This window comes from Phascolarctobacterium sp. (genome assembly GCF_030531065.1).
Lineage (GTDB): Bacteria > Bacillota > Negativicutes > Acidaminococcales > Acidaminococcaceae > Phascolarctobacterium_A.
This window is the reverse complement of record NZ_JAUNOQ010000004.1, coordinates 164,202-188,866: the sequence shown is the minus strand read 5'-3', so window position 1 is coordinate 188,866 and position 24,665 is coordinate 164,202. Positions and strand designations below refer to the sequence as shown.

Genomic DNA, 24,665 nt, shown 5'->3' with positions numbered 1-24,665 from the left:
AAAGAAATTCCTCATCGTAATCGCGGCGCGCTTTGGGAAGGCCGCCGCTTACTGCTTTTTTAGTTGTCAAAGAATTACTGATTTTAGTATAACAGCAATTTCGCTTACAGGCAAGCGCATATTCTTCCTAATCTAAAAATCAAATTTTCTCTATTCCCCTCGCCAAACGCGCTGAGGAAAATGTTCGTTATAAATTTTCGGCGCACTTTCCTGGAACGAATCGCGCCCCAAAAGAGCGTTCACCATAAAATTTCAGCGCGCTTCCGCCAACGCTTGCAGCACGTGCTGGATGTACAAGGCCTGGATGCTTTTGTAGCGGCCCATGCCGTTCAAATGACCGGTAGTGGCAACGCCCAAAGCTTCAATCTGGGATTTCCAGCTGTCGGGTTCGTCGCCGTACATATCGTTGTTGGCGTGGTCGCCGGCGACTACCATTAAAGGATAGAGATGGACGTGCTTGTAGCGGCGCGCCTTGAGCTGGGTCAGCACGTCGTCCAGATTAGGCTTGTCCTCATCCTCTACGGTACCGATGACGATGGGCTGCTGCATGGCGTCGAAAATACTTTGCAATTTTACGTAAGTGCAGCCATGCGCCCGGTTGTTATTGCGCGGCGTGCCATGGCCCATAAAAACTACGCCTTCGTCCGCGCCCAGCTGCGGCAGCTGCGCTATGAGCGCGGCGGCGGCCAGCTGATAATCGTTTTCGGAAACGATGAGCGGACGGCTGATAATAATGCTGCGGAAAGCTTCGTGAAAGCGCTCCTTGAGCGCCAAAACCTTTTGCTCAAATTCTTCGCCGTGCAGCAGGTGCGTGGGCTGCAGCGCTACTTCTTCGTAGCCTGCGGCCTGCAATTTTTGCAAAACGGTTTCCGTATCGTCGACTAAAACGCCGCGCTCGGCTAAACGCTTGCGGATGATGTTGGACGTGAACGCCCGGTACTGGTCGTAGGCCGGGAAGGCGTTGGCCAGCGCCTGCTCGATACCGCCGATATCCTTCAGGCGCGTTTCGTCAAAGGTGGAGCCGAAGCTGATAACTACCAGGGCTTTTTTGGTCATGCTTGCACCTCGTTAAAAAATAATTTCATTATATAAAAATCTCCCCGCCCGAAAGCGGACGGGGAGCGCAAGTTTATGCGGACGGAAAATTATTCGGCTTGCAATGCGTCCCAAGCTTGATTTGCTTTTTCTACGAAAAGTTTTTGCACTTCCGCGTTTTCGCCGAGGCCGTGGATGTAAGCGCTGACCTTGAAGCCTTCTTTTTCCAGAATGGATTTAAAGGAATCGGGTTCGTCGCCCGCCATATCGTTGTTGGCGTGGTCGCCGGCAACCATCATCAGGGGCATCAGCGTTACGTTCTTCACGCCTTTGGCTTTTAATTGCGGCATTACGGTATCCAGATGCGGCCAGCCTTCTACGGAGAAGATTAAAGCGTTGCTCAAGCCCAGCTCGTTCAAACGGTCCTGCATTACTGCGTAATAAGCGTTAGCCGGATGGGGAGTGCCGTGAGCCATAATCAAAACGGCGTCCTTCTTGCCCAGCTTGGGGAATTGGGTGGACAGCGCCTGCATGGTGGCGGTAATATCGTCGTCCTGACCCTCCTGACCCTGCCAGTACATCAGCGGCGTGCCGAAGGTCATTTTTTTGAAATCGTTTTTGTGCAGGTTATAAACTGCGTCTTTATAAGTATATTCCATACCGGGGATAATGTCCAGAGAGGTCATGGCGATACGGGTGTAGCCCTCTGCTTTTAATTGCTCCAAAGCTTTTTCCGGCGTGGGGATATCCAGGCCTTCGTTGGCTTTGATGCGGTCGATAATAATATGAGAAGTAAAGGCGGTAACTACCTTTACGCCGGGATGGGCGGCTTTAATTGCGTCGACGGTCGCTTCGATGGTTTTAGCGCGGCTGTCTTTGAAGGTGGTGCCGAAGCTGAGAACTAAAATAGCGTCTTTATCCGGCAGGTTGGCTAAATCTTTATTTACATTGGTCTTTACGCCAATTTGAGAGGCTTGAAGCAGAGCGGGAGTAGCGTCCTTTACTTCATCGCTCAGCTGGTAAGCGGCGTGGGAAGTAACGGCGAAGCCCAGCAGCGCAGCGCAGGCCATGGAGGTAATCGCAAATTTCTTTAAAGATTTCATAACCAAAACACTCCTTTGTAAGAACAAAATATGTTGGAGCGGGGATACGCATATATCAAACAATATTTATCAACCCCGCTTCTTAAAATTATACCACTAATAAATGGCATGTCAATAGTAATGAGAATTGGTGCTATTATATATTTAGACAAAAAATAACAGGCTGCCGTAAAGCAGTCTGTTAAGGGCTGGTCGCTTATTTTTCGGCCAGCATGGCTTTGATGCCCGCAAAGGTTTCCGGGCTGATGATGTGCTCGATGCGGCAGGCGTCTTTTTCGGCGATTTCTTCGTCGACGCCCAGCTTTTCGTTGATGAAGCGGGTGAGCGTTACATGGCGGTCGTAAACGGCGGCCGCTTTTTTCTGTCCTGCCTTCGTCAAGCGGATAGCGCCGTCGGGCTCCATGATAATGTAATCGTCGCGCTTTAAAATACTCATGGCGCGGCTGACGCTGGCTTTGGTAAAGCCCATGGCGTCGGCAATATCAATAGAACGGACGTTGCCGTTTTTTTGCGTAAGCATTAAAATCATTTCCAAATAATTTTCGCCGGATTCCAAAAGTGGCATAGGAATCACCTCCGATAAGTTTGAAAGTTGAATTAAGATAATTTTAACATATTTTGACGCGTCAGTCACTAGCCAATAGTGTATAATAAAAGAAATAATCGTTACGGCGGAGGATAATTATGCTGGATTTTATTACGGAAAAAGAAAGCGTGTGGCAGGTTTTAAAAAATACGACGAAGCCCGTCGTCCTTTACGGCATGGGCAACGGCGCGGATAAAATTTTGGATTGGTGCGAAGCGAGCGGCGTTAAAGTTGCGGGCGTTTTTGCCAGCGACGAATTTGTACGCGGGCAGCAGTTCCGCGGCTTTACCGTGGAGCGTTACGACGCTTTAAAAGCGCGCCTGGGAAACGATTTGCTAATCGTCGTCGCTTTCGCCAGCGAAAGGCCGGAGGTGCTGGCGCGTTTCGCGCGGCTGGACGCCGAGGGGCAGGCAGTCGCGCCGCACCTGCCCTTGTTCGACGAACGCGAAACCGTAAGCTTCGCCTGGCTGGCTAAATATGAAAGCGAGCTGCGCCGCGTGTACGATAAGCTGGCGGACGATTGGTCGCGTAAAGTTTTCGCCGACGTCCTCAATTATAAAGTGAGCGGCAAGCTGCAATATTTATTCGGCTGCGCCACCGAGCGCGAGGAGGATTTGCGCACGCTGCTGAAGCCGGGAGCGGATGAAATTTATCTCGATTTGGGCGCGTATAACGGCGACACCCTGGAGGAGCTGGGGCGTTTGACGGATTGGCGCTGGCGGCTGGCGCTGGCGGTGGAGCCCGACAGGCGCAACTGCCTTAAGCTGCGGCAGACGGCGGAGGCTCTGGTGTCGCGCGGGCTGCCGGTAGAAGTTTATGAAAGCGGTATTTGGGACTGCGCGGGCGCGTTAAGCTTCAGCGACAGCGGCGGCAGGCAGTCTACCTTTGTGGGCGCGGCCAAAAAATCCGTAGCGGTGACGACCATTGACGAAGTGGCGGCGGGACGCCCCGTTTCCTATATCAAAATGGACGTCGAGGGGGCGGAAGCGCAGGCCATCGCCGGCGGACGCGCAACGATTGCGCAATTTAAACCTAAAATGTTTTTGGCGGCGTATCATTACGACGCGGATATTTTCCGCCTGCCTCTGCTCTTGTGGCAGCTCGTCCCGGAATATAAAATTTATTTGCGCAAGCACCCTTACGTCCCCGCCTGGGAATTGAATTTCATCTGCACTTTGTAAAAGTTTAGCGCGTCCGCCGTTTGCGAAAAGCGGGCGCGGGCCGCGCTTAAAAAATTAACAAAACGCGGGACGCATGAAGTCCATGTAGGACGAAAAACGTCAAATGTAATTTGACGGTGGAATGTCTATCCAATAAGCGTTAATGTGACACAAAAAGTTAAATTTTGACTAAATTTATGTAAAGTGTAAGCAGGTAAACAAACTCCTTTAGCGAATTGTTAAATAAAGGTGTAGAAGGCTATTTACACCAGTGAATTGGATATCGAAGTTGATAAGAAAAAAGGAGTGTATGTAAATGAAAAAATCTAAATGGGCGCTTGGCGCAGCTGCAATTCTGGCTTTGTCCGTAGCTTTGGCCGGCTGCGGCGGCGGAGATAAAAAAGGCGACGCCAAGAGCGGCGGCGTGAAGGGCGAATTGATGGTTTATACCTCTATTTATCCCGACATTATCGACAATATGTGCAAGCCTAACGTGTCCAAAGCTTTCCCCGATATGAAGGTTAACTGGTTCCAGGGCGGCACTGAAAAAGTAGTTACCAAGATTACCGGCGAAATTAAAGCTAAGAAGATTGCGGCCGACGTATTGATGGTTGCCGATCCTTCTTATTATCTGAAACTGAACGACCAAAAATTGCTGCTTCCTTATAAATCCAAAGAAGAAGCTAATTTGATTAACGATAAAGCGGACGACGGCGCCTGGTACGCAGTACGCGTCTGCAATATGATTATCGCTTACAACGGCGACAAGCTGAAAGCCGAAGACGCGCCGAAGACCTGGCAGGATTTGACCGACCCGAAATGGAAAGGCAAAATCGCTATGCCTAACCCGATGCTGAGCGGCACCGCTTATGTAGCGGTAGGCGCTTTGGCCGACAAATACGGCTGGGAATATTTCGATAAGCTGAAAGCTAACGGCATCCGCGTTGAAGAAGGCAACTCCGCTATCCAAAATAAATTGCTGACCGGCGAATATGCCGCAGCTATGATTCTGGAAGAAAATATTCTGAAGCTGGCTAACACCAAGAAAGAACCCTTGAAGGTTTCCTACCCGACCGACGGTGTTATCCAGGTTCCTTCCCCGATCGCTATTTTCAACACCACCAAGAATCCCGAAGGCGCTAAGGCTTTGGTTGACTGGTGGCTGTCCAAAGAAGGTCAGGAAGCCGTAGTTAAAGGCTGGATGCATTCCGTTCGCGGCGACGTTAAAGAGCCCCTCGGCGCTCCGGCTACCAAGACTTTGACCGACGGCAAGATTAAGGTCGACTGGAGAAAACTGGCCGACAACAACGCCCAGATTAAAGAAGAATTCCGTAAGAGAGTTATGGATAAATAAAAGCTTGGGCGGGCTTGGCTCGATCCAATAAGCTCCTGTAAAGTATAACAAGGTAATTTTATAGGAAAACAGGGACGCGCGGCGCTCCCTGTTTTTCCTGCCTTTATCCGAATGGAGAAAACGGAGAAAATTTTAGCTGCTTTAAATTTTGAGGGAAGGAGAAACATTACTTTCCATGCTATCATCACGTATTAACAGCAAAACAATCGTCATATCCCTGTCCGTTATCCTGCTGCTGTACTTCGTAATTTTCCCCATGGGGATTTTACTTTTCGACAGCGTTATGAAGGACGGCGCTATCAATTTAGAAAACTACCGCAACGTTTACAGCGCGGACGTAAACTGGCGGGCGCTCACCAATACGGTGGAGCTGTCCCTGATGGTTATGGTCGCCAGCGTTATCATCACGTTCCCGCTGGCCTGGCTGGTCGGCCGTACCGATATGCCCGGCAAAAAAGCTTACCGCACGCTGCTGGTTTCCAGCTACATGATTCCGCCGTATGTCGGCGCTATCGCCTGGGTGCAGCTTTTGAATCCCAGCGTCGGCTATTTGAATAATATTTTCAAATTTATTTTCGGTTTGGAAACCGCGCCATTCGATATTTATACGTTTTGGGGACTGGCGTGGGTGCTGACTTTGTTCTACTCGCCCTTCGCCTTCATTACGATTTCCCGCGCGATGGAAAAAATGGACCCCACGCTGGAAGAAGCGGCCCGCGTATCCGGCGCTTCGCCCCTGCGCACCGTTTTCGACGTGACGCTACCGTTGATGGCTCCGTCCATTTTGGCGGGCGGCCTTTTGGTATTCATCGCCGCAGGCTCCTGCTTCGGTATCCCCTCCATCGTCGGTATGCCGGGCAATATTGAAGTTATGACGACGCGTATCGTAACCTATATTTACATGGGCGACGACGCGGGCGTGCGCGATTCCACGGCTCTGGCCGCGTCACTGATGTTTATCGCCAACTTCCTGCTCATGGGTATGACCTGGATGATGGGCCGCAAGGATTACACCACGATTTCCGGCAAGTCCACCCGCCCGAATATCGTCGAGCTGGGCAAATGGAAATGGCCCGCGTTCTGCGCGGTCGGCCTGTACGGCGCGATTGCCGTAATTATTCCCCTGGGCTCCATCGTGCTGACCTCCTTCCTTAAATCCATGTCCAAGCCCATCACCTGGAGCAATCTGGGCATCGAGCCCTGGATTCCGGTAATCACCAGCGCGCAATATATGGAAAGCGTCTGGAATTCCGTAATTTACGGCGTTATCGCCGCCACCATCGGCACGCTGGTCGCTTTGTTCGTGGCCTACCTGGCCGTTAAAACTCAGATTAAGGGCCGCAGCATCCCCGACCTGCTGGTAGTTATCGGCGGCTCTACTCCTTCCATCGTTATCGCTTTAGCTTTGATTATCACTTTCAGCGGTAATTTTGGCCTTAACCTTTATTCCACCATGTGGATTATCATCGTCAGCTACCTGGTAAAATATATGACCATGTCCGTGCGCACCATCGCCGCGGCGTTGAGCCAGGTACATGTTTCTCTGGAAGAAGCGGCGCTGAATTCCGGCGCTAACTGGCTGCGCTGCTGCAAGGATATCATCATCCCGCTGATTGCGCCGTCCGTAATCGCCGGCTGGTTCCTGATTTTCATGCCGTCGTTCTACGAGCTGACCATGTCCCTGCTGCTGTATGGCAGCGACACCAAAACCATCGGCGTTCTGCTGTATGAATTGCAGACCTACGCCGACACGCAGAACGCTTCCGTGCTGTCCGTAATCATTTTGATGATCGTCCTGATTGGCAACCTGATTCTGAATAAAGTTTCCAAGGGCAACGTAGGTATTTAACAAGGAGTGAATAAATAAATGTCTGAGGTAAGAATTGAGCATGTATTTAAGCGTTTCGGCGCCGTAACCGCCGTCAACGATTTTAATTTGGTTGTCAAAAACGGCGAATTCGTTTCTATTCTGGGACCGTCCGGCTGCGGCAAAACTACGACGCTGCGCATGATCGCCGGCTTTGAACGCGCGACCGAGGGTGAAATTTACATCGGCGACCAGTGCGTAAGCTCTTCGCTGAAGGGTTCGTTCACGCCGCCCGAAAAGCGCGACATCGGTATGGTGTTCCAATCCTACGCCGTGTGGCCGCATATGACCGTGGCCGACAACGTGGGCTATCCGTTGAAAATTCAAAAAGTGCCTAAGGAAGAACGCGAACGCAGAGTGCAGGAAATGCTGGAGCTGGTGCATCTGGGCGAATACAGCAAGCGTTATCCCAACCAATTATCAGGCGGCCAGCAGCAGCGCGTAGCTCTGGCGCGCGCTTTGGTTGCCCAGCCCGGCCTGCTGCTTTTGGACGAGCCCTTGTCCAACCTGGACGCCAAGCTGCGCGAGTCCATGCGTTTTGAAATTTTGGAAATCCAAAAGAAAACCGGCATCACCGTCGTCTACGTAACCCACGACCAGGGCGAAGCCATGGCGATGAGCGACCGCGTAGTCGTAATGAGCATGGGCGTGGTGCAGCAAATCGGCGCGCCGCACGAAATTTATACGCAGCCCGCTAATAAAATGGTTGCGGACTTCATCGGCCTGGTTAATTTTATGGACGGCGAAGCCAAGGGCGACCGCGTATTCTTAAAAGGGACCAACGTATCCTTCGCCAACACCAGCAAGGTAACGGGCGACGCGACTATCGCCGTGCGTCCGGAAAATATCACTATGTCCCTGAACGGCGGCCAGCTGGAGGGTCAGCTGACGCACCGTTTCTACTTGGGCGATTCCGTAGATTATCGCGTTCAGGTTGGCGACCATATTATCCGCGTTATCGTTAAGGGCGCAGATTTGGATTCCATTCCCGACGGCGCTAAGGTATATCTGGACTTTGACCGCGTAATGGTTTTTGAAAAATAAAGCTTCGTAAAATTTCAGGAAGAGCTTCCGCAAAGGGGCTCTTCTTTTTTTGTGTAATCTTTAGCAGGCGTGGTATAATTACATAAAGGCTTAACTATCTTGAGGATAGCAAGATAACGATAAACGAAAGGCGGATTTTAATCTTGAACAACAGACGCTTGATAGCGCTATTTATCTGCCTGCTGCTTGCGTTGCTGGCGCTGGGCTGCGGCAGCGATAAGCCTGCGCCGGAGCCGCAGAAGGAGCTGGCTTTGTGCAGCAGCATGGGCAAGGAGCTTACCGAAATCATAGCCGAGGATTACAGCCAGGCGACGGGGACGAAGGTGCATATCAGCTATTTGCCGGGAGGCACGCAGCAGGAGCGCTTCGATTATTTGCGTCGGCATAAATTCGACGTGTGGCTGGGCGGCACTTCCGAAGAATATTTTCTGGCGGACGAACAAAATATTTTGCAGCCGTATCTGGCAAAAGAATCCTATAAGGTTCCGGCGGAGCTGCGCAACAGGACGGGGCAGTGGACCAGCCTGTACCTGAGCTACATCGCGCTGTTGAGCAATAAAAATAATCTGCACGCTTACGGCCTGTACGCGCCGGAAACCTGGGACGAGCTGCTCGCGCCGGAGCTGAAGGACGAGCTGGCCATGGCAAATTTTTCCTTGGGCGGCGTCAGCTACGGCATGCTGACTTCCGTCTGGCAGATGCGGGGCCGGGACGAGGCCTTGCGGTTCGCCGCGAAACTGAACGCGCAAAAGCCGCAGTATACGGCGGGCTTCGGCGAGGCTGTGGATTTGGTTTACATTGGTAAAAAAACCGTGGCTGTTGTGCCCCTGGATTACGCTTTGCTGATGGAATCGCGGCACCGGCATTTGTTTGCTACCGTAGTGAAGGACGCTAACCGCATGATACTGACTGGCGCGGCCATTATGCAGAGCGCGCCGCATACGGAGCAGGCGCGCGGTTTTCTCGATTATCTGATGAGCGACGCGGGCGAACAGCTGCTGCCCAGGCACGGCTATCACTATATGTGGCACGTAAAGAATTATCCTTATAACGACGGCCGCCGCGAGCTTATCGGCAACGTGCATGTGCCGGTGGACGATTTGAGCTGGACCGCCGGATATAAAAGCGAGATTATCCGCAAATGGCTGCAGGCTTCCGCGTCTTAAAGAGATAGCGTGTACAAAAAACAGAGCCTGCCGCTCTTGGTTGTAGTGACCGGGGCGGCAGGCCCTTTCGTTTTTAATTTTCTGCTTGTTATGAGAACTTATCCCACGCTTTTACAAAGTTATCCACATTTTGCAGCAGAAGTTATCCACAGTGTGCATAACTTTTGAGGATAAGTGGATAAGTGAGGTGGAAAACGCTGGAAGCTAGTGCAGGAAATTTTCTTACTCTTGTCCTAATTCCCACATCAGCTTCACTGCCGCCGCTTCGATTGTCGCGGCGCCGGCGCTTTGCGCGCCTAACCGCTGGGCCAGCACACCGATGGGGTAGGCGTCTAAATGTACACCGTCGTAAAGGCATTGCGTGGCGCAAATTATTTTTACGCCTGCCTGCAGCGCTTTTTGCAGCTGCGGCAGCCAGTTATTGGCGCCGTTGGGCACGCCGCCCGCGCCGAAGCCTTCGATAATCAAGCCCTTGTAGCCTTGCTGCAAATAAAAATCCAGAATGTCCGGCGTTGTGCCGGGAAGAATTTTAACGACGGCTACTTTAGTTTCCAATTTCGTGTTGACGCTGAAAGCGCCGCTGCCCCAACCGCCGCCGTGATGCTCTTCCGTTTGCCAAAGCAGAACGCCGCTGGCAAAAATCGCTAAAGGCTGGCGGTTAATACTGCCGAAGCCGTCAAAGCTTTGGGTATAAAGCTTCCTGGCGCAGCTGCCGTGAATAAGCTGCCGTCCGAAAGCCAGACAAACGCCCTGCGCGTCGCTGCAGGCGGCCGTAAAGGCGTGCAGCACATTGGCGGGCGCGTCGCTGCCGGCGGCCTGTATGGGCAGCTGCGCGCCGGTAAAGATAACAGGCTTGCGGCAATTTTGCAGCATTTGGCTGAGGGCGGCGGCGCTGTAGGCCATGGTGTCGGTACCGTGCGTAATGACGACGCCGTCGTAAGCGTCGTAATTTTGAGCGACAGCTTCGGCCATTTGCTGCCAGTGGCGGGGTTCTAAATTGCTGCTGTCGAGATTCATAATTTGCCGGCAGTCGATGCGGCAGAGTCCGTCGAGCTGCGGAACCAGCTGCAGCAAAGCATCGCCGTCGAGCTGCGGCACCAGGCCGTCGGCAGAGGGAACGCAGGCGATGGTGCCGCCGGTTCCCAGCATAAGAATATTTTTCATAAACGCACCTCTCGTTGTTGTGGTACTGCTCCATGTCGCTGCCGTAATTTTCTAAATACTGCCTGCCCGTCAGCTGCGTAATCTGCTGCTGGCTTTCAATATCCGAAGAACGGTTCAGCAGCGTGCCTTGCGCGTTCAGCGTCAGGCTGCCAGCGTTATTAAACGACAAACTATACATTCTTATATTCATTTAATACCGCGAGCCTCCTTCCCTTTTACGGCAATGTAATAATGCAGATAAATTTACAGCGAAGAATTAAAGCGAACATTCTTTTCCTATCGCGTTTCGCGAGGGGAATGGCGCGTACAGTGTATTTACTTTTTACGTAGCCAATCTACAAAACCGCAAAATAATGCTATACCGCCATACACCATCATGCCTTTACTTAACAAATGAGAATAGTCATATTTAAAGCAGAAGTAGACATACGCAAAAAATGTAGCATTATACCAAATGGAAAAATACTTTTTTGGCAAAATATTTATTTTGGTGAAGATAGTTACCAACACTAAAACGCCAATACTGCCTGCAATTAAAACTTGCTCACTCACTATTTTATCTCCACTCTAATTCTAAAAATAGTTTTCCCTATTAAGTGTTTAGCGTTATTATACTCTGAAACATCAACGTACTTAAAGCTCATCTTCATATTGTCTTTGACAAAATATTGCCCATTATCCACAGCTTGCCAATTATTGTTTTCGGCATTCTTTTTAAACAAATAATATACTTCTTCTTTATCTAAAGCTGTAAATAAAGTTTCTTCAAAATCCCTACTACCTCCTATATGTTCTGTAACCTTTGTACGTTGCAATCTAATCTCATCAGTTATAGGCATCACCATATCTACTTCTCGAACTATTAACTTTTGTTTTTCAGGCCCATTATTTAAATCATATAATTTATAATAAGCGCCACGCAACCCCAAAAATACAGCAAAAGCTATCATAAAATAAATAACTCTAGGGTCGCCTCTGGTGCCAAGTTTTAACCACATAGTTTGCAACCCCTTTCTATTTACCTAAATAACTGCATATACTAATGCCCATGCTTCCGCCTACAACACTTGTACCAACATTTACCTCTGAATCACTCGCTACCTGGTTACCATTAGCAGCTAAACTCACATTTTTATTAGCCCCTATAATACTTCCTCCCATAACTAACGACGTTCCTGTTAAAGTATCCCTCATTTTTTCAGGGTTACTTATAATATTATCACGGTTATCATATATTTTGGATGTTCCTTCGCTATAGTTTGTTCCAAAGGATATGCTAGACAATTTATTCAATACTTCAAGAATGTTTTTATCTACACCGCCAAGAATTTTTATATCCTGATATTTTTCACCCGTATTAGTTATGGACAAACTTATAGCTACGCTGCTAAACCCAATAGATAAGCTTTGAGATACGCTATAGATTTCACCATCTTTCAAGGAACGGTAATCATAAGAGTTTATTTTATCCTGCATCAATTCAGTTCCTACAAGCTTATTATCTACCGTAAATTTGCGCTCGCCAGGACCTGGATAGAAATAAACATCGTTGCCAGAAATATCTTTCCCTACATTAACAGGAACATATATTGCTTGTTCATTTTCATCTATACGCACAGGTTTATCATCCTTATGAGCTTCAAACCACTCCTTTTCTTGTTTTTGCGAAAGCTCGCTATTCTCAATAAAAATATTTTTAGTTTCACTGATATTATTAGCATCTGCAAGGTCTTTTAGCATTTTTTCATATTGCTCATGCTCCAAATGATTATACTTCTCCGTGCTAATAGCGCCCGAAGCTCCTGCCTGCGCGTTGCCGCCCACAATTTCGCCTGCAACAGCGCCCAGCAAGCCTGCCGCTATCTGCTTCATAGCCGGGTCTTCTATTTCATTTAAAGCTCCCTGCATAGATTCCAGCAGCGCCGTGCCGCTTGCTCCCGCCAAAAAATCGCCGTTAGTCCACTGTGCTATCAGCCCGTCGATAAAGACGTTCAGCACGGCTTTTTCTTCGCTGCTGATTTTGCCGGTCAAATCGCCGATAGCCCTATGGGCAGTTTCCTGGAACAATCCGGCAAATTCTTGTTTTTCCTTAACATCGTCAAGGTCAAAAATTTCTCCCAGCTTATTCAGGCTGTTCTGCGTATCGCGATTTAAGCCGGAAATATCCTGCTTCTGATTCTCCTTATCGCGAATTTCAATCGTGCCCTCGGCAATGGCGGCTTTCGTCGTGCTTTCTGCTTCGTCCGCAGCGGGCATGCCGATATTCGGCGTTACGCCTTTTTCGTTATAACCAGCTCCGTTATCGATATTCACATTTGCGCCTATACCGTTGGCTTCGTACTCGGCCTTATTATGAATATCCTCCCACGTCAGCGTGCCGGTAGAAATTTTATTCTTTTCTGCTTCCGCTTCGCTGGCAATTACGCCGCCTTTCAAATCCGTATTGCTGCCTACATAAATATCAAAGCCTTCCTCGCCTGCGTAAATGCCGCTTTGCTCCGTTACGCTGCTGTACTGGCTGTCAATATTGCTCGTGCCCACGCTGCCCGTTACGCCGCTGCCGGAAATTTTGGCGCTGCTGTCCAGATTGATTTCCAAACCGAAGCCGCTGGTCAGGCTGCCCGCGTCATTAAACGGCGAACTATACATATTCATATTCATTTAACCCCGCGAGCCTCCTTCCCTTTTACGGCAATGTGATAATACAGATAAATTTGCAGCAACAAAATAAAGCGAACATTCTTTTCCTATCGCGTTTCGCGAGGGGAATGGAAAACAGCAACTATAGGAACAATTATAACACATCTGCTTTTGGCAAATTATATAAGTAGGCGATTTTATCATTTCGACAGTCAGTAAAAATAAATTTATATAAACTATCCTCTCTAAAAACAGTTAGAACTATAGTCTTTTTTACATAACTACTTTTATTGCCATCGCTAGATACCAAAGACCAATTTTGCTCCGTTATTCTGTCTTTTATATACTGCTCTGCATACTTTTCTTCATCTACTAAAAAATCACAATATAATACACAATCGCCTAATAAATATCTTTCAGATGATAATTCTTTTACGACTATATTATTGGGCAGTTTTATACTAATCAATTCATAGTATAACCAATTTTCTCTATATCGCCCCTCATTTTCTCCTTTTAGTATTCCATCTATACTCGCCGTTACAGCCAACAATAATAGAGCTAGCAAAAAATATAATATTATTTTTTTTAAACCATCGGTACACTTCATATATCCACCTGCTATATTTACAAAACAGTAATATGTACATTATACAGATTATCTTTTTCTACATACGTTATTGTATATTTTACAATGCCGTCAGTATATATATGGCTTGATTTCCCTATCAACTTGAAGTTGTTTTCACTTTTTAACTCTTTAAACAACAAAGTTATCATCTGTTGGAAATTCAAATTACTATTAAACCATATATCTATAACACCTACACGATTAGCGTTTCCCATTGCAAAATAAATAATAAAATTATTGATATATTTTTCTGACGGCAACTGGATATCGAACAAACTATTAACCAGTATGTCCGTTTTAGATAATTTAAAATCTTTTGCAGTTATATCTCTACGATCAGGAGTTAAAACAAATAAACATAACACTGCAATAAATCCTACGATAGTGCAAATTATTTTTCTATTCTTCATCATTTATCACCATGTTATAGAATAATCTCCGCTTACTCCTACATTACTGCTAACTCCAGATGATATTATTGTATATCCTTGCGGAGTAATAGAAGCAGAAACATTTAAACCTATAGCTGCAGAAACGCCCATTGAAGCACCTTTTATCGCCTGATTATATTCTTCTAAATTCGAAACATAAGCATCTTTGGGAATAGATAATTTATTTTGAACAAAATATTTCAAATCATAACCAGGTTTTAAAATATATACCTTATTTGCTGAACCATCACTAGCAAACGTAGATAAGCCAACTTGTTCACCCAAAGACATATAAACTTTATCAGGTGTTACCACTAATCCGACTTTAGCACCTAGTCCTGCAGCCATACCACCACCAAGCATATAACTAAAAATTGGCTCTCCATCTTTAATATCACTAAAATCCAAATTAGAAACCATTTTTCCTATCACATACCATGATTCAACATCTTTTTTAGCAAATTCATTATGCTTCATTCCGCTAACCGCAATACTAGAACCTGCTTGAATGTTATTAGCAGTAATTTCAGAAACAACTGCACCTAGTGCTGCACTTAACCATTGCGATATTGCAGGATCATTTTTAGCAACTTTTTTTATTTCATCCGAAATCAACTTATTAATGGCCGCACTGCTAGCATTAGCCAATATGTCACCGCCAACAAAATGTCCCATGATTCCGCCGACTACTGCGTGATACATAGCCTTTTGCTCATCCGTGCCTTTCAGATCATGTATCTGATTATATGCAAGCTCGTCAAATAAACCTGCTAATTCCTGGCGTTCTTCAATTTTTGTTTTATCAAAAATTTCACCCAGCTTATTCAGGCTGTTTTGCGTATCCCTATTCAGTTGGCTTACGTCCTGCTTCTGGTTCTCCTTATCGCGAATTTCAATCGTGCCCTCGGCAATGGCGGCTTTCGTCGTGCTTTCTGCTTCGTCCGCAGCGGGCATGCCGATATTCGGCGTTACGCCTTTTTCGTTATAACCAGCTCCGTTATCGATATTCACATTTGCGCCTATACCGTTGGCTTCGTACTCGGCCTTATTGTGAATATCCTCCCACGTCAGCGTGCCGGTAGAAATTTTATTTTTCTCCGCTCCCGCTTCGCTGGCAATTACGCCTCCTTTCAAATCCGTATTGCTGCCTACATAAATATCGAAGCCTTCTTTGCCTGCGTAAATGCCGCTTTGCTCCGTTACGCTGGCGTACTTGTTGTCGATATTGCTCGTGCCCACGCTGCCCGTTACGCCGCTGCCGGAAATTTTGGCGCTGCTATCCAGATTGATTTCCAACCCGAAGCCGCCGCTGGTATTTTTCTCCGTATAGCTATTGCTGTCCTGCTTGCTTTCAATATTCAAATCACCGCCCACGCTGCCGGTCACTTTTTCACCGCTCAGCTTGCCGCCTTGAATATTGGTATCCGCGCCGCTGGTAAAGCTTAAATCCTTATTGGCTGTTACAGAGCTTTCATTATAAGTTGTGCTGTTGGCGTCCACTTCGCCCTTGGCTTTGCTGCCGCCCACAGTAACGCTGCTCACATTGCCCGTCGACAAATCAAAGCCTACGCCTACGCTGGCGCTGCTGGATTTGGAATCTTGTTTTGTTACGTTGGCGTTTTCAGACGCAGTTATATTAAGGTTTTCTTGCGCGTTCAAGCTTACGTTTTCGCCGAACACACTGCTGCCTTGGATATTGATATCCTTTTCCGTCGAAGTAATAGTAACGTCGCCGCCCGCTTGGACATTGCTGCCCTGCGCCACAACCGTCGTACTGCTGCTTTCGCTCCTGCTCTTGGTCGTGCCAATGCTTACGTTCAGCGTTACGCCGCCCTTGCCGTCGATTGCATCCTTTATTTTTCCGGCGTTCTCCTTAACCGTATCGTAAGCTTCATAAGCGTGCAAAGCGGCCAGCCGCTCGTCCTCTACCTGCGCAGCCCGCTCCGCATGGCTTACGGCCTCGTTGACCTTCTCTATTGCCGTGCCGCCCACAGATACGCTCAAGCCGCTACGCTCGAACTCGTGCCGCTCCTGCGCGTTGTAAATATTGTCCGTGTTTTCAATGTTGACATTTTCGCCGGAGATTGTAATATCCTTCCCCGCGATAATCTCGCTGCCCTTAATATTGGCGTCGCCCTGGGCGTGCAAATTTACGCTGCCCTCCACGCTGCCGATTGTGCTGCCCACCTGCTCGCTGTTTTGGTTAGCGTATTCGTCCCGCTGTTTTTCCTTGCCGATGGTAAAGCCAAAACCGCTGCCGCTCAAAAGGCCGCTCTTTTTCACCTGCTTTTCGTATTCGCTTTCACTGGTCTGGGCCGCGCTTTCAATGTGCAAATCGCCGCCGGTTGTAATCTTTACGTCGCCGTCCGCTACGACATTGCTGCCCTTGACGCTTGTGTCCGCGCCGCTGGTAACGGCAATTTCATTGGCCGAAACATTGCTGCCCACTACCGCGTTAAGATTGTTGTAATCGTAAACGTCCGTGGTCTTGCTGCTCAAAATACCGCTCACTTTCTCGTGATGCTCGCGAAGCCGCTCGTGGTATTCCGTTTCATTTTGAATATTGACTTCGTTGCCCGCAGACAGCTCCGCCCTGCCACTTTCGCTGGTCACGGCGCTGCCCGTAATGTTAATATCCCGTCCGCCGGTCACAGTAATATTTTCCCCGGCGGCCAAATTCGTGCCTTTCACGCTTTCGTCCACAATCTGCAAGCGGTCGTAATAGCTGCCGCCGCGACGTCCCACGCTGGAATCTTCGCTGTAAACGTCCTTCACCGCCGTCATATTCACGTCGCCGCCCGCGCTGATTTCCGCGTTTTGGGCCGCACTTAATACGCCGCCGCTGACGTTCACATTTTCACCGGCGTTTATGCTGATATTTTCGCCTGCCAGTAGGCTTTGCTGGTTTTCCACGCGGTGGATTTCCGCGCTGCTGCTGCCGTAGGCCACGGCCACATGCTTTTCGTCGGCCATCGCCGTCAGGTCTATGGTTTTCCCCGCGCTCAAGGTCAGGTCATTTTCCGCAGCCAGAATGCCGCCGCGGTTGGTAATATTTTCTTCCGCCGCCAAAGTCACATCCCGGCCTGCGCTGATGCTGCCCGTGCCGATAATTTTTGTTTGTTCTAACTCCTTATAGCGGCTGGTTTCTGTCACAGCCTCGTTCACAATATTCTCGCCGCGCAGTATGGCGTCGATTTTCGCCCGCATACTGCCGCTGTTGCTGATGGTTTCGCTGGCTTCAGCCGTAATATTCTCACCCGCCACGGCTCCCTTGTTCAGCAAATTCTCGCCGCGCAAGGCCACCGTGCCGTCGGCCTGAATAGTGCCGATGTTTTCCACCGTGCCTTGCGCGTTCAGCGTCAGGCTGCCCGCGTTATTAAACCGCGAACTATACATTCTTATATTCATTTAATACCGTGAGCCTCCTTCCATTTTACGGCAATACAATAATGCAGATAAATTTACGATAGAGAATTATAACGAACATTTTTTCTATCGTGTTTTACGAGGGGAAGAAGATAATGCTATTCATTTACCTAGTGCTGATTTTCTAAACACATCTACACAACAAATTATATTTATGAATAACATCAACCAGCATCATTATTTGTAAAATCCTACATACCATATTGCTAAAGCAAACACAAATACTAAATATATCGATTCAAAACAAAATCGTTTTAGCTTCTTTTTACGTTCATCAATATTCTCTATATTTTTTATTTTTGTATATGCATTTCTTATTACAAAGAAATATTGTAACATTATTAATGCTCCCAATATATGATTACTTGCTGTTCCCAAAATCTTTTTTAATAAATTTGCAGAGAAATAATCAAGCAGCCATCCTCCCATAAAAACACTCAATATAATAATCATCAATTCATTAAAAGCGATTCTTCTCTTACTCTTTATGAATTTATATATATTGATCAAACAAGTAATAATAACCCAAGTGTAATCTTTAAAAAAGTCCAACATAACTTTAACTCCTATTAAGACTAGTAAGCAGCATGGCAACACTTGTGTTTATTAATCACAATTTAATCATTTATATCTAAATCGTAGAGCAACTCCTGTCTTATACACTTCTACTTCACAGTAATATTCCTTATTTTGCTTGATAAAGTTTATTATTTTTCTATTTTCGGTTGTAATTCTTTCATTTTTTTTCATCCACCCTGCTAGCATAAATTTGGTTGATATAATTTCCTCTATCTTTTTTTGATGCTCCGTTATGTTATTTCCATTTTGAAACTCATAGTACACTAAATAAGTCTGGTTACGAACAAACTCCCTCCTTTTTTCTACAAGTTCAACAATTTTTAGATTCTTTTCTTCAGAACGAAAAATTTGTTCTTGAGCATATATACTTGGAGTAGAACTATAAATATTCACTCTAAAGAAAATTACTATAACTAAAATTAATATTCCAAAAAAGCCATGCCCTCTAGTCATAAATATTACCTACCTTACGAGCATGTCTTCTGGATAGTGTAATGCCAGCAGAGGTTTCTACTCCAATTTCTACTACTAGAACCATACTATCATCACTGACAGAAACACTACTACTAACAATACTACTTACACTTATGCTGCTACTATTACCACTAATAGCATCTATTATGCTATTACCTGTAGTATTTTTCCAATTAGTTTCTATTGTTCCTTTACCATATCCAATATACGTTGGTGGAGCTATGCCTGCTCCACTCTGCTCTTGTTCGAATATATATACGTTTCCATGCTTATCAAGAATATAACCAAAATTAACTGATAATGTTTTAGAAATACCACCACCAACATAGGAATAAACATAATCCGTAGTCATTTTTTTAGGATCAGGAATAATATCAGCTTTTATTGCTAATTTACTTCCTTCTACAATAGCATTCTCTAATGCCTTTCCCTCAAAAGCTTGGTATAAAACGCCTTTTTCATCTATATAGTATATACTTCCGTTAGGCATCTCAAGAACTTGATTATTTAAATTTGTGCTATCTATAATATTTCTTATAGTTTCATCGCCTTTAACAAGATTCATACCTGGCGTTAAAACAACTTCATCACCATTCAAATCAACTCCAACACTTGTTGCTCCTTGTGTAGATTCATTATGCATCTCCAGCCCAATATAGTCTTGCAAAGCGTCTATAGCTTCATATTTTTCTCTTACTTCCCTTTCTTTATCCGGATCGCCATTGCAATCAGCCAATTCTTTTTGGTAATCGAGGAATTGTTTATGCGTTAAATAGTTATTCTTCGTCCCGCTGGCCGCCGTACTTGCCCCTGCCTGCGCGTTATTGGCAACTATTTCGGACACTACGCCGCCTATCAGCGCGCTGGCCCACTGGTGCATTGCCGGATCGTCCTTAAACATCTCGCTCAGCTTTTCCTGAATCATTTCGTTGACCATTGCTCCGCTTGCGCCTGCCAAGAAGCCGCTTCCGCCCAGTTCGCCCATAATGCCGCCTATAAGCGCGTGCAAAGCGTTCTTTTCCGAGCTGCCTTCCGCCCAGCCGTTTTTAATCGCCAGGTCACCCACAGCTTTATACGCAAGCTCGCCAAATAAACCTGCTAATTCTTGGCGTTCTTCAATTTTTGTTTTATCAAAAATTTCGCCTAGCTTATTCAGGCTGTTTTGCGTATCCCTATTCAGTTGGCTTACGTCCTGCTTCTGGTTCTCCTTGTCGCGAATTTCAATCGTGCCCTCGGCAATAGCAGCTTTCGTCGTACTTTCCGCTTCGTCCGCAACAGGCATACCGATATTCGGCGTTACGCCTTTTTCGTTATAATCAGCTCCGTTATTGATATTCACATTTGCGCCTATACCGCTGGCTTGGTACTCGGCCTTATTGTGAATATCCTCCCACGTCAGCGTGCCGGTAGAAATTTTATTTTTCTCCGCCTCCGCTTCGCTGGCAATTACGCCGCCTTTCAAATCCGTATTGCTGCCCACATAAATATCAAAGCCTTCTTCACCTGCGTAAACACCGCTTTGCTCCATTACGCTGCTGTACTCGCTGTCAATATTGCTCGTGCCCACGCTGCCCGTTACGCCGCTGCCAGAAATTTTGGCGCTGCTATCTAAATTGATTTCCAACCCGAAGCCGCTTGTCAGGCAGCCCGCGTTATTAAACGACGAACTATACATATACATATTCATTTAACCTCGCGAGCCTCCTTCCATTTTACGGCAATGTGATAATATAGATAAATTTACGGCAGAGAACTAAAACTATTACAGCCATCGCTATAGGCTTATCTTATTTATAGTATATTACCTTAAAGAAAAATTGTAAATCTTTTGCCAAGAAGGTATACAACCTTCCTATAAAAAAGCTCTGCTGTACGAGGAAAACGCTTACCGTCCAAAAAACAAAGCCGTAAACGCTTCCTATCGCGTAACGCGATAGGAAAAGAACGTTCGCATAACAACAATACTTTCTTGCTAATACTCAAAAAGCATGCTATACTTAACGTATAAAATTCTTGACAAGTAAAAATGCAGTAAACGGCGGCTTTCCGCAAGCCCGCCGCGATTATTTCGCGAAAATTATTGAACACAAGCGAAACTTAGCAGTACCAATCCGGTTACAGATTTTACTGTAACCGGCGGTACTGCTTTTTTATTTTGCAAAAAAGGAGATGATTGCTTTCACCAAAGGACAGCAGCGGCATAAATTCTCCGCACAGATTCTATTTCAATATGGTATAATTAAGGAGGAACAAGATGACACAGTACAAATTTGAGAATCTTCCCATCAGCAACGATTTTATGTTCAAAAAGGTAATGGAGAACAAATATCTCTGCCAAAAGCTTGTCAGCGCCATTATGCAGCAGGACATTGCCGACATTATCTACACGGAAACAGAAAAAACCGTTGAGCCCTACTACGACAGCAGAGGCGTGCGCCTGGACGTTATAGTTGCGGATGATAAACATACGCGCTATAATTTGGAAATGCAGGTCAAAAATACTTTAGGAGAAGCTACAGGCGGACCGCTTTTGCCCAAGCGCACGCGCTATTATCAGTCTATCATGGATATGGATATGCTGCAGAAAGGTCAGGATTTCGACGAGCTGAATCCGCTGGTTTTAGTGTTTATCTGCGCTTTCGATTTATTTGGCGAAGGCCGCTATGTCTATACCTTTAAAAGCCGGTGCCTGGAAAATTTAGCGCTGGAGCTGAAAAATGACGTCACCGTGCTGCTGCTCAATGCACAGGGAACACGAGGCGAAGTAAGTCCGCTGGTTAAAAATTTTTTACGTTATGTCAACGATCTGGTTCCTACGGATGTTTTTACGCAGGAAGTGGAAGCGGAGGTAATAAGGCTGCGGCAGGATAAGAAAGTGAGGCGAGAATTTATGGTATTGTCTACAAGATTGAAGGACGAAAGAATGGCTGGCCGTGCGGAAGGACGCAAAGAAGGCCGCGAGGAAGGCTTGACCATTGGCCGCACCGAAGGACGTATGGAAGAACGCCGTAATATTGCTATTGATATGCTCAAGGATAAGGAGAAAGTAACAAAAATCATAAAATATTCGCAGATGAGCAAAGAAGAAATTTATGCTTTAGCCCAGGACAATGGCTTAGAGGTGGCAGAGTAAAAAATCTATTCCTTAATTTTATTCTTCCGCCAGCCGCAGAATTTTTTCGCAGGCCGCTAGGCCGCAGCCGATGCCGTGGTCATGCAGCGCCAGCAGCTTATCGGGTTTGATATCCAACTTGTCGATTTCCAACGGAACCTGCGGACGGATGATCACGGCTTTGCCTTGCCGTTCCATTTCTTCGACGGCTTCTAATTGTTCGTTGTACAAAGCGGGACGCCGCTGCATAATATCCCATAGCTTGGGGTATTCGTGGTACACTGTTTTGAGCAGTAGCTTAGGTACGGATTTTTTCTTGCGGTAACCCGCGTTGCGCGTGAGGACGACGACTAATTTGTCATAGCCTGCCTTCAGCGCTTTTTCGTAAGGGATGGGCGCTACCAAAGCGCCGTCCAGCAAATCGCGACCGCCCATGTGTACCACGGGAGCCAGAAAGGGCATGGACGAAGAAGCGCGCACCGGCGTAAAGCTGCGGCCGATGGCTTCCTTGCCGAACCAGGCCGCTTTGCCGGTACGCAGGTCGGTCGTGCCGACTTGTAAAACGCCGGGATATTGATAGTAGGTGGCAAAGTCGAAGGGCAGCAGCTTTTTGGGCAGGTCTTCAAAAATAAAATCAAAGCCGAAAATGCTGCCCTCCTTGAGCCAGTTGCGCAGGCTGAAATAGCGCTTGTCGGTAACGTAATTTTCGATAATTTTGCGCGTGCGCAAAGGCTGTCTTGACATATATGACAAAATATTGCAGGCTCCGGCGGATACGGCGGTGATGTAGGGAAAGGTCAAATCTTTAAGCAGAAAGGCTTCGAAAACTCCCGCTGAAAACATACCGCGCATACCGCCGCCTTCTAAAACTAAGGCGATATTAGTAAGATGCATAGCGATATCCTCCTGCTTGTATTATACACTAAGTCGCGGTCGAATGCGAAAAAATAACGAGTAAAAGAGATTTTCTTAATGAGAAACGGTTTCTACAATTCTTTTTCAATTCGCGGCGCGATTTTGTAAAAAAAGATTGACAAATGGACGAACGTGTTATACAATACAAGCAACGAGAGAATTTGAGTATAGAGTTCCCCAAGTAAAGCTTAAAATTGCATAACGGAGATCGAGAGAATAAGAGTTTTTATTCAATCGGTCTCTTTTTGTTTTTCTAGCTTTGCAACGTGTTTAGAACGCTTCCCAAAATTTTTTCGGGAGGTAAAATTACAAAACTGGCTAAGGTGCCCGCAAGGGGTAAATTAGGGAAAGCAGTGTGAATCTGCTACGGTCACGCCACTGTGATACTTCTATTGTTTTTAATGAGGGGTTAAGTCAGATCGCAGCCTTAGTTTGTTATATATTTCTGCGAGAGACGGAGTGTATACGAGATAACTATGCTATTCTTGTATCCCTTTCTGTCGCTGGCGGAAAGGGATATTTTTATTTGCTCTGGTGTCCGGAAACCTTTGCGAATAACGATATCAACTTAAAAAATTAAAATTTAATTCAAAATGATGAAAGGAGATCTAATTATGAGCGTTGAACTTTATGCGTTGTTTTCTTACGCATTTACCGCAGCAATCGCTCTTGTTATGATTGGCGCTGTTGTACTGCTCAATAAAATTATGGGCGGCAGTAATGATGAAGGAGGTATGGAATAATCATGGACGCTGGCATCGTTGCACAATTATTCCCTGGCATTGCGTCTTTAATGGTGCAGGACACCACGATCGCTCTTGCCAGAATCGGTCTTATTATCTTTGGCTTTGTTTTAGCTTACTTAGGCTTTAAAAGAGTTTTGGAACCGCTTATCATGGTTCCCATGGGCGTTGGCATGATTTGTATTAACTGCGGCGTCCTTTTCCTGGACGGCGGCAAAATCGGCACGCTGTTCCTCGACCCGTTGATTTCTGATCCTGCGGCTTTAGTCGATATTATGCAGATAAATTTCCTGCAGCCGATTTACAACCTGACTTTCAGCAACAGCCTTGTAGCCTGCGTAGTTTTCATGGGCGTTGGCGCTATGTGCGAAATCGGTTTTATCCTGGCTAATCCCTGGACTTCCATCATTATCGCGATTTTTGCCGAAGCCGGCACTTTCGTTACTTTAGTATTGGGCGTACACTTGGGATTGACTCCTCCGGAGGCGGCTGCGGTTGCTTCTATCGGCGGCGCGGACGGCCCGATGGTTTTGTTCACCAGCCTGATGCTGGCTCCGCATCTGTTCGTACCGATTTCCGTAATCGCTTATCTGTACCTGTCCTTGACCTATGCCGGTTATCCTTGGCTGCTCAAGCTGCTGGTTCCCAAAGCTTTGCGCGGTAAAGATATTATGTACTACGCTCCCGAAGTTCCCAAACATAAGAAATTTATTTTCATCCTGGTATGCTGCGCGCTGCTCTGCCTGTTGCTGCCGATGGCCGCTCCGCTGATTATGTCCTTCTTCCTGGGCATGGCTATTAAAGAAGCGGAGATTGTTCCCTATCAGGATTTGATTGAAAACACTTTGCTGTACATCGGTACTTTGATGTTGGGCCTGCTGCTCGGCACCTTGTGCGAAGCTTCCACCTTGTTGAACCCGAAAGTAGCGCCGCTGATTATTCTGGGCGTTATGGCTCTGACCGTATCCGGCGTCGTAGGCGTTTTGGGCGGTTATGTGGTTTACTGGTTCAAGAAGGGCGACTTCAACCCCGTAGTTGGTATCGCCGGCGTATCCTGCGTGCCGACCACCGCTAAGATTGCTCAGCATGCGGCTGAAGACGAGGACCCGTTTGCCGTAGTAATGCCCGTAGCTATGGGCGCTAATATCGGCGGCGTTATCGTATCCGCTATCGCTTGCGGCGTATTCATCGCTACGATTGGTTTGGTAAAATAAACTCGTCAGCCAATTTATAAA

Annotated in this window: 22 protein-coding genes and 1 riboswitch; of the genes, 8 read left to right on the top strand and 14 right to left on the bottom strand. The window is 46.8% G+C overall.

What is annotated here, in order from left to right; all coding sequences use genetic code 11:
* Window positions 1-252: 252 nt before the first annotated feature.
* The 3 genes from Q4E64_RS04380 to Q4E64_RS04370 all read right to left on the bottom strand — a co-directional run bounded on the left by Q4E64_RS04380 (window position 253) and on the right by Q4E64_RS04370 (window position 2,703).
* The gene (locus Q4E64_RS04380) at window positions 253-1,056 is read right to left on the bottom strand and encodes a sirohydrochlorin cobaltochelatase (protein WP_303166487.1); all 804 of its coding nucleotides are present in this window, start codon (window positions 1,054-1,056) and stop codon (window positions 253-255) included.
* Window positions 1,057-1,145: 89 nt separating this feature from the next.
* A complete protein-coding gene (locus Q4E64_RS04375; protein ID WP_303166486.1) occupies window positions 1,146-2,138 on the bottom strand; it encodes a sirohydrochlorin cobaltochelatase in 993 nt (330 codons plus the stop codon).
* Window positions 2,139-2,334: 196 nt separating this feature from the next.
* A complete protein-coding gene (locus Q4E64_RS04370) occupies window positions 2,335-2,703 on the bottom strand; it encodes a metal-dependent transcriptional regulator (protein WP_303166484.1) in 369 nt (122 codons plus the stop codon).
* Between the two features lie 119 nt (window positions 2,704-2,822).
* Here Q4E64_RS04370 and Q4E64_RS04365 point away from each other — a divergent pair, with 119 nt between their 5' ends.
* From Q4E64_RS04365 to Q4E64_RS04345, 5 genes are all read left to right on the top strand, one after another.
* Window positions 2,823-3,905 (top strand): FkbM family methyltransferase, encoded by a 1,083-nt coding sequence (locus Q4E64_RS04365; RefSeq protein WP_303166482.1) that lies wholly within the window; start codon window positions 2,823-2,825, stop codon window positions 3,903-3,905.
* A gap of 295 nt (window positions 3,906-4,200) precedes the next feature.
* Entirely contained in the window at window positions 4,201-5,238 is a 1,038-nt protein-coding gene (locus tag Q4E64_RS04360; RefSeq protein ID WP_303166481.1) for an ABC transporter substrate-binding protein, read from the top strand.
* A gap of 175 nt (window positions 5,239-5,413) precedes the next feature.
* Entirely contained in the window at window positions 5,414-7,087 is a 1,674-nt protein-coding gene (locus Q4E64_RS04355) for an iron ABC transporter permease (RefSeq protein ID WP_303166480.1), read from the top strand.
* 18 nt (window positions 7,088-7,105) lie between these two features.
* On the top strand, window positions 7,106-8,149 hold the full coding sequence (locus Q4E64_RS04350) for an ABC transporter ATP-binding protein (RefSeq protein WP_303166479.1): 1,044 nt from the start codon (window positions 7,106-7,108) through the stop codon (window positions 8,147-8,149).
* A gap of 158 nt (window positions 8,150-8,307) precedes the next feature.
* Window positions 8,308-9,315, top strand: coding sequence for an ABC transporter substrate-binding protein (locus tag Q4E64_RS04345; RefSeq protein WP_303166478.1), 1,008 nt, complete (start codon window positions 8,308-8,310; stop codon window positions 9,313-9,315).
* Between the two features lie 222 nt (window positions 9,316-9,537).
* Here Q4E64_RS04345 and Q4E64_RS04340 read toward each other — a convergent pair whose 3' ends face one another.
* From Q4E64_RS04340 to Q4E64_RS04295, 10 genes are all read right to left on the bottom strand, one after another.
* The gene (locus tag Q4E64_RS04340) at window positions 9,538-10,479 is read right to left on the bottom strand and encodes an asparaginase (RefSeq protein WP_303166477.1); all 942 of its coding nucleotides are present in this window, start codon (window positions 10,477-10,479) and stop codon (window positions 9,538-9,540) included.
* A 315-nt stretch (window positions 10,480-10,794) separates the two neighbouring features.
* Window positions 10,795-11,031: a hypothetical protein gene (locus Q4E64_RS04335; protein WP_303166475.1), complete on the bottom strand. Its 237-nt coding sequence runs from the start codon at window positions 11,029-11,031 to the stop codon at window positions 10,795-10,797.
* On the bottom strand, window positions 11,031-11,477 hold the full coding sequence (locus Q4E64_RS04330) for a hypothetical protein (protein ID WP_303166474.1): 447 nt from the start codon (window positions 11,475-11,477) through the stop codon (window positions 11,031-11,033). Before Q4E64_RS04330 ends, Q4E64_RS04335 begins: the two co-directional genes overlap by 1 nt.
* A gap of 16 nt (window positions 11,478-11,493) precedes the next feature.
* A complete protein-coding gene (locus Q4E64_RS04325) occupies window positions 11,494-13,140 on the bottom strand; it encodes a hypothetical protein (protein WP_303166473.1) in 1,647 nt (548 codons plus the stop codon).
* Between the two features lie 133 nt (window positions 13,141-13,273).
* Window positions 13,274-13,729: a hypothetical protein gene (locus Q4E64_RS04320; RefSeq protein WP_303166472.1), complete on the bottom strand. Its 456-nt coding sequence runs from the start codon at window positions 13,727-13,729 to the stop codon at window positions 13,274-13,276.
* A 17-nt stretch (window positions 13,730-13,746) separates the two neighbouring features.
* Window positions 13,747-14,163, bottom strand: a complete 417-nt coding sequence (locus Q4E64_RS04315; RefSeq protein ID WP_303166471.1) for a hypothetical protein — start codon at window positions 14,161-14,163, stop codon at window positions 13,747-13,749.
* A gap of 3 nt (window positions 14,164-14,166) precedes the next feature.
* The gene (locus Q4E64_RS04310) at window positions 14,167-17,589 is read right to left on the bottom strand and encodes a hemagglutinin repeat-containing protein (RefSeq protein ID WP_303166469.1); all 3,423 of its coding nucleotides are present in this window, start codon (window positions 17,587-17,589) and stop codon (window positions 14,167-14,169) included.
* 195 nt (window positions 17,590-17,784) lie between these two features.
* Window positions 17,785-18,162 carry a hypothetical protein gene (locus Q4E64_RS04305; RefSeq protein ID WP_303166467.1) on the bottom strand — a complete coding sequence of 126 codons (378 nt, stop codon included), beginning with the start codon at window positions 18,160-18,162 and terminating at the stop codon, window positions 17,785-17,787.
* Window positions 18,163-18,228: 66 nt separating this feature from the next.
* Window positions 18,229-18,639, bottom strand: coding sequence for a hypothetical protein (locus Q4E64_RS04300; RefSeq protein ID WP_303166465.1), 411 nt, complete (start codon window positions 18,637-18,639; stop codon window positions 18,229-18,231).
* Window positions 18,632-20,347 (bottom strand): hypothetical protein, encoded by a 1,716-nt coding sequence (locus Q4E64_RS04295; protein ID WP_303166464.1) that lies wholly within the window; start codon window positions 20,345-20,347, stop codon window positions 18,632-18,634. The genes Q4E64_RS04300 and Q4E64_RS04295 overlap by 8 nt, the downstream gene beginning before the upstream one ends.
* A gap of 567 nt (window positions 20,348-20,914) precedes the next feature.
* Here Q4E64_RS04295 and Q4E64_RS04290 point away from each other — a divergent pair.
* Window positions 20,915-21,793, top strand: coding sequence for an Rpn family recombination-promoting nuclease/putative transposase (locus Q4E64_RS04290; protein ID WP_303166462.1), 879 nt, complete (start codon window positions 20,915-20,917; stop codon window positions 21,791-21,793).
* An 18-nt stretch (window positions 21,794-21,811) separates the two neighbouring features.
* Here Q4E64_RS04290 and Q4E64_RS04285 read toward each other — a convergent pair whose 3' ends face one another.
* The gene (locus Q4E64_RS04285) at window positions 21,812-22,666 is read right to left on the bottom strand and encodes a patatin family protein (protein WP_303166461.1); all 855 of its coding nucleotides are present in this window, start codon (window positions 22,664-22,666) and stop codon (window positions 21,812-21,814) included.
* A 325-nt stretch (window positions 22,667-22,991) separates the two neighbouring features.
* Window positions 22,992-23,132: riboswitch (cobalamin riboswitch) on the top strand.
* A gap of 169 nt (window positions 23,133-23,301) precedes the next feature.
* On the opposite strand from Q4E64_RS04285, the gene Q4E64_RS04280 reads away from it, so the two are divergent.
* Window positions 23,302-23,430 (top strand): hypothetical protein, encoded by a 129-nt coding sequence (locus Q4E64_RS04280; protein ID WP_256437809.1) that lies wholly within the window; start codon window positions 23,302-23,304, stop codon window positions 23,428-23,430.
* A gap of 2 nt (window positions 23,431-23,432) precedes the next feature.
* Window positions 23,433-24,644 carry a Na+-transporting malonate decarboxylase, carboxybiotin decarboxylase subunit gene (gene madB / locus Q4E64_RS04275; protein ID WP_303166457.1) on the top strand — a complete coding sequence of 404 codons (1,212 nt, stop codon included), beginning with the start codon at window positions 23,433-23,435 and terminating at the stop codon, window positions 24,642-24,644.
* Window positions 24,645-24,665: the final 21 nt, after the last annotated feature.

Excerpts from the sequence above, each read along its gene's own strand:
- Q4E64_RS04380 (WP_303166487.1), bottom strand. The coding sequence starts at position 1,056 with ATGACCAAAAAAGCCCTGGTAGTTATCAGCTTCGGCTCCACCTTTGAC.
- Q4E64_RS04375 (WP_303166486.1), bottom strand. The coding sequence starts at position 2,138 with ATGAAATCTTTAAAGAAATTTGCGATTACCTCCATGGCCTGCGCTGCG.
- Q4E64_RS04370 (WP_303166484.1), bottom strand. The coding sequence starts at position 2,703 with ATGCCACTTTTGGAATCCGGCGAAAATTATTTGGAAATGATTTTAATG.
- Q4E64_RS04365 (WP_303166482.1), top strand. The coding sequence starts at position 2,823 with ATGCTGGATTTTATTACGGAAAAAGAAAGCGTGTGGCAGGTTTTAAAA.
- Q4E64_RS04360 (WP_303166481.1), top strand. The coding sequence starts at position 4,201 with ATGAAAAAATCTAAATGGGCGCTTGGCGCAGCTGCAATTCTGGCTTTG.
- Q4E64_RS04355 (WP_303166480.1), top strand. The coding sequence starts at position 5,414 with ATGCTATCATCACGTATTAACAGCAAAACAATCGTCATATCCCTGTCC.
- Q4E64_RS04350 (WP_303166479.1), top strand. The coding sequence starts at position 7,106 with ATGTCTGAGGTAAGAATTGAGCATGTATTTAAGCGTTTCGGCGCCGTA.
- Q4E64_RS04340 (WP_303166477.1), bottom strand. The coding sequence starts at position 10,479 with ATGAAAAATATTCTTATGCTGGGAACCGGCGGCACCATCGCCTGCGTT.
- Q4E64_RS04330 (WP_303166474.1), bottom strand. The coding sequence starts at position 11,477 with ATGTGGTTAAAACTTGGCACCAGAGGCGACCCTAGAGTTATTTATTTT.
- Q4E64_RS04325 (WP_303166473.1), bottom strand. The coding sequence starts at position 13,140 with ATGAATATGAATATGTATAGTTCGCCGTTTAATGACGCGGGCAGCCTG.
- Q4E64_RS04320 (WP_303166472.1), bottom strand. The coding sequence starts at position 13,729 with ATGAAGTGTACCGATGGTTTAAAAAAAATAATATTATATTTTTTGCTA.
- Q4E64_RS04315 (WP_303166471.1), bottom strand. The coding sequence starts at position 14,163 with ATGATGAAGAATAGAAAAATAATTTGCACTATCGTAGGATTTATTGCA.
- Q4E64_RS04310 (WP_303166469.1), bottom strand. The coding sequence starts at position 17,589 with ATGAATATAAGAATGTATAGTTCGCGGTTTAATAACGCGGGCAGCCTG.
- Q4E64_RS04305 (WP_303166467.1), bottom strand. The coding sequence starts at position 18,162 with ATGTTGGACTTTTTTAAAGATTACACTTGGGTTATTATTACTTGTTTG.
- Q4E64_RS04300 (WP_303166465.1), bottom strand. The coding sequence starts at position 18,639 with ATGACTAGAGGGCATGGCTTTTTTGGAATATTAATTTTAGTTATAGTA.
- Q4E64_RS04295 (WP_303166464.1), bottom strand. The coding sequence starts at position 20,347 with ATGAATATGTATATGTATAGTTCGTCGTTTAATAACGCGGGCTGCCTG.
- Q4E64_RS04290 (WP_303166462.1), top strand. The coding sequence starts at position 20,915 with ATGACACAGTACAAATTTGAGAATCTTCCCATCAGCAACGATTTTATG.
- Q4E64_RS04285 (WP_303166461.1), bottom strand. The coding sequence starts at position 22,666 with ATGCATCTTACTAATATCGCCTTAGTTTTAGAAGGCGGCGGTATGCGC.
- Q4E64_RS04280 (WP_256437809.1), top strand. The coding sequence starts at position 23,302 with ATGAGCGTTGAACTTTATGCGTTGTTTTCTTACGCATTTACCGCAGCA.
- madB (WP_303166457.1), top strand. The coding sequence starts at position 23,433 with ATGGACGCTGGCATCGTTGCACAATTATTCCCTGGCATTGCGTCTTTA.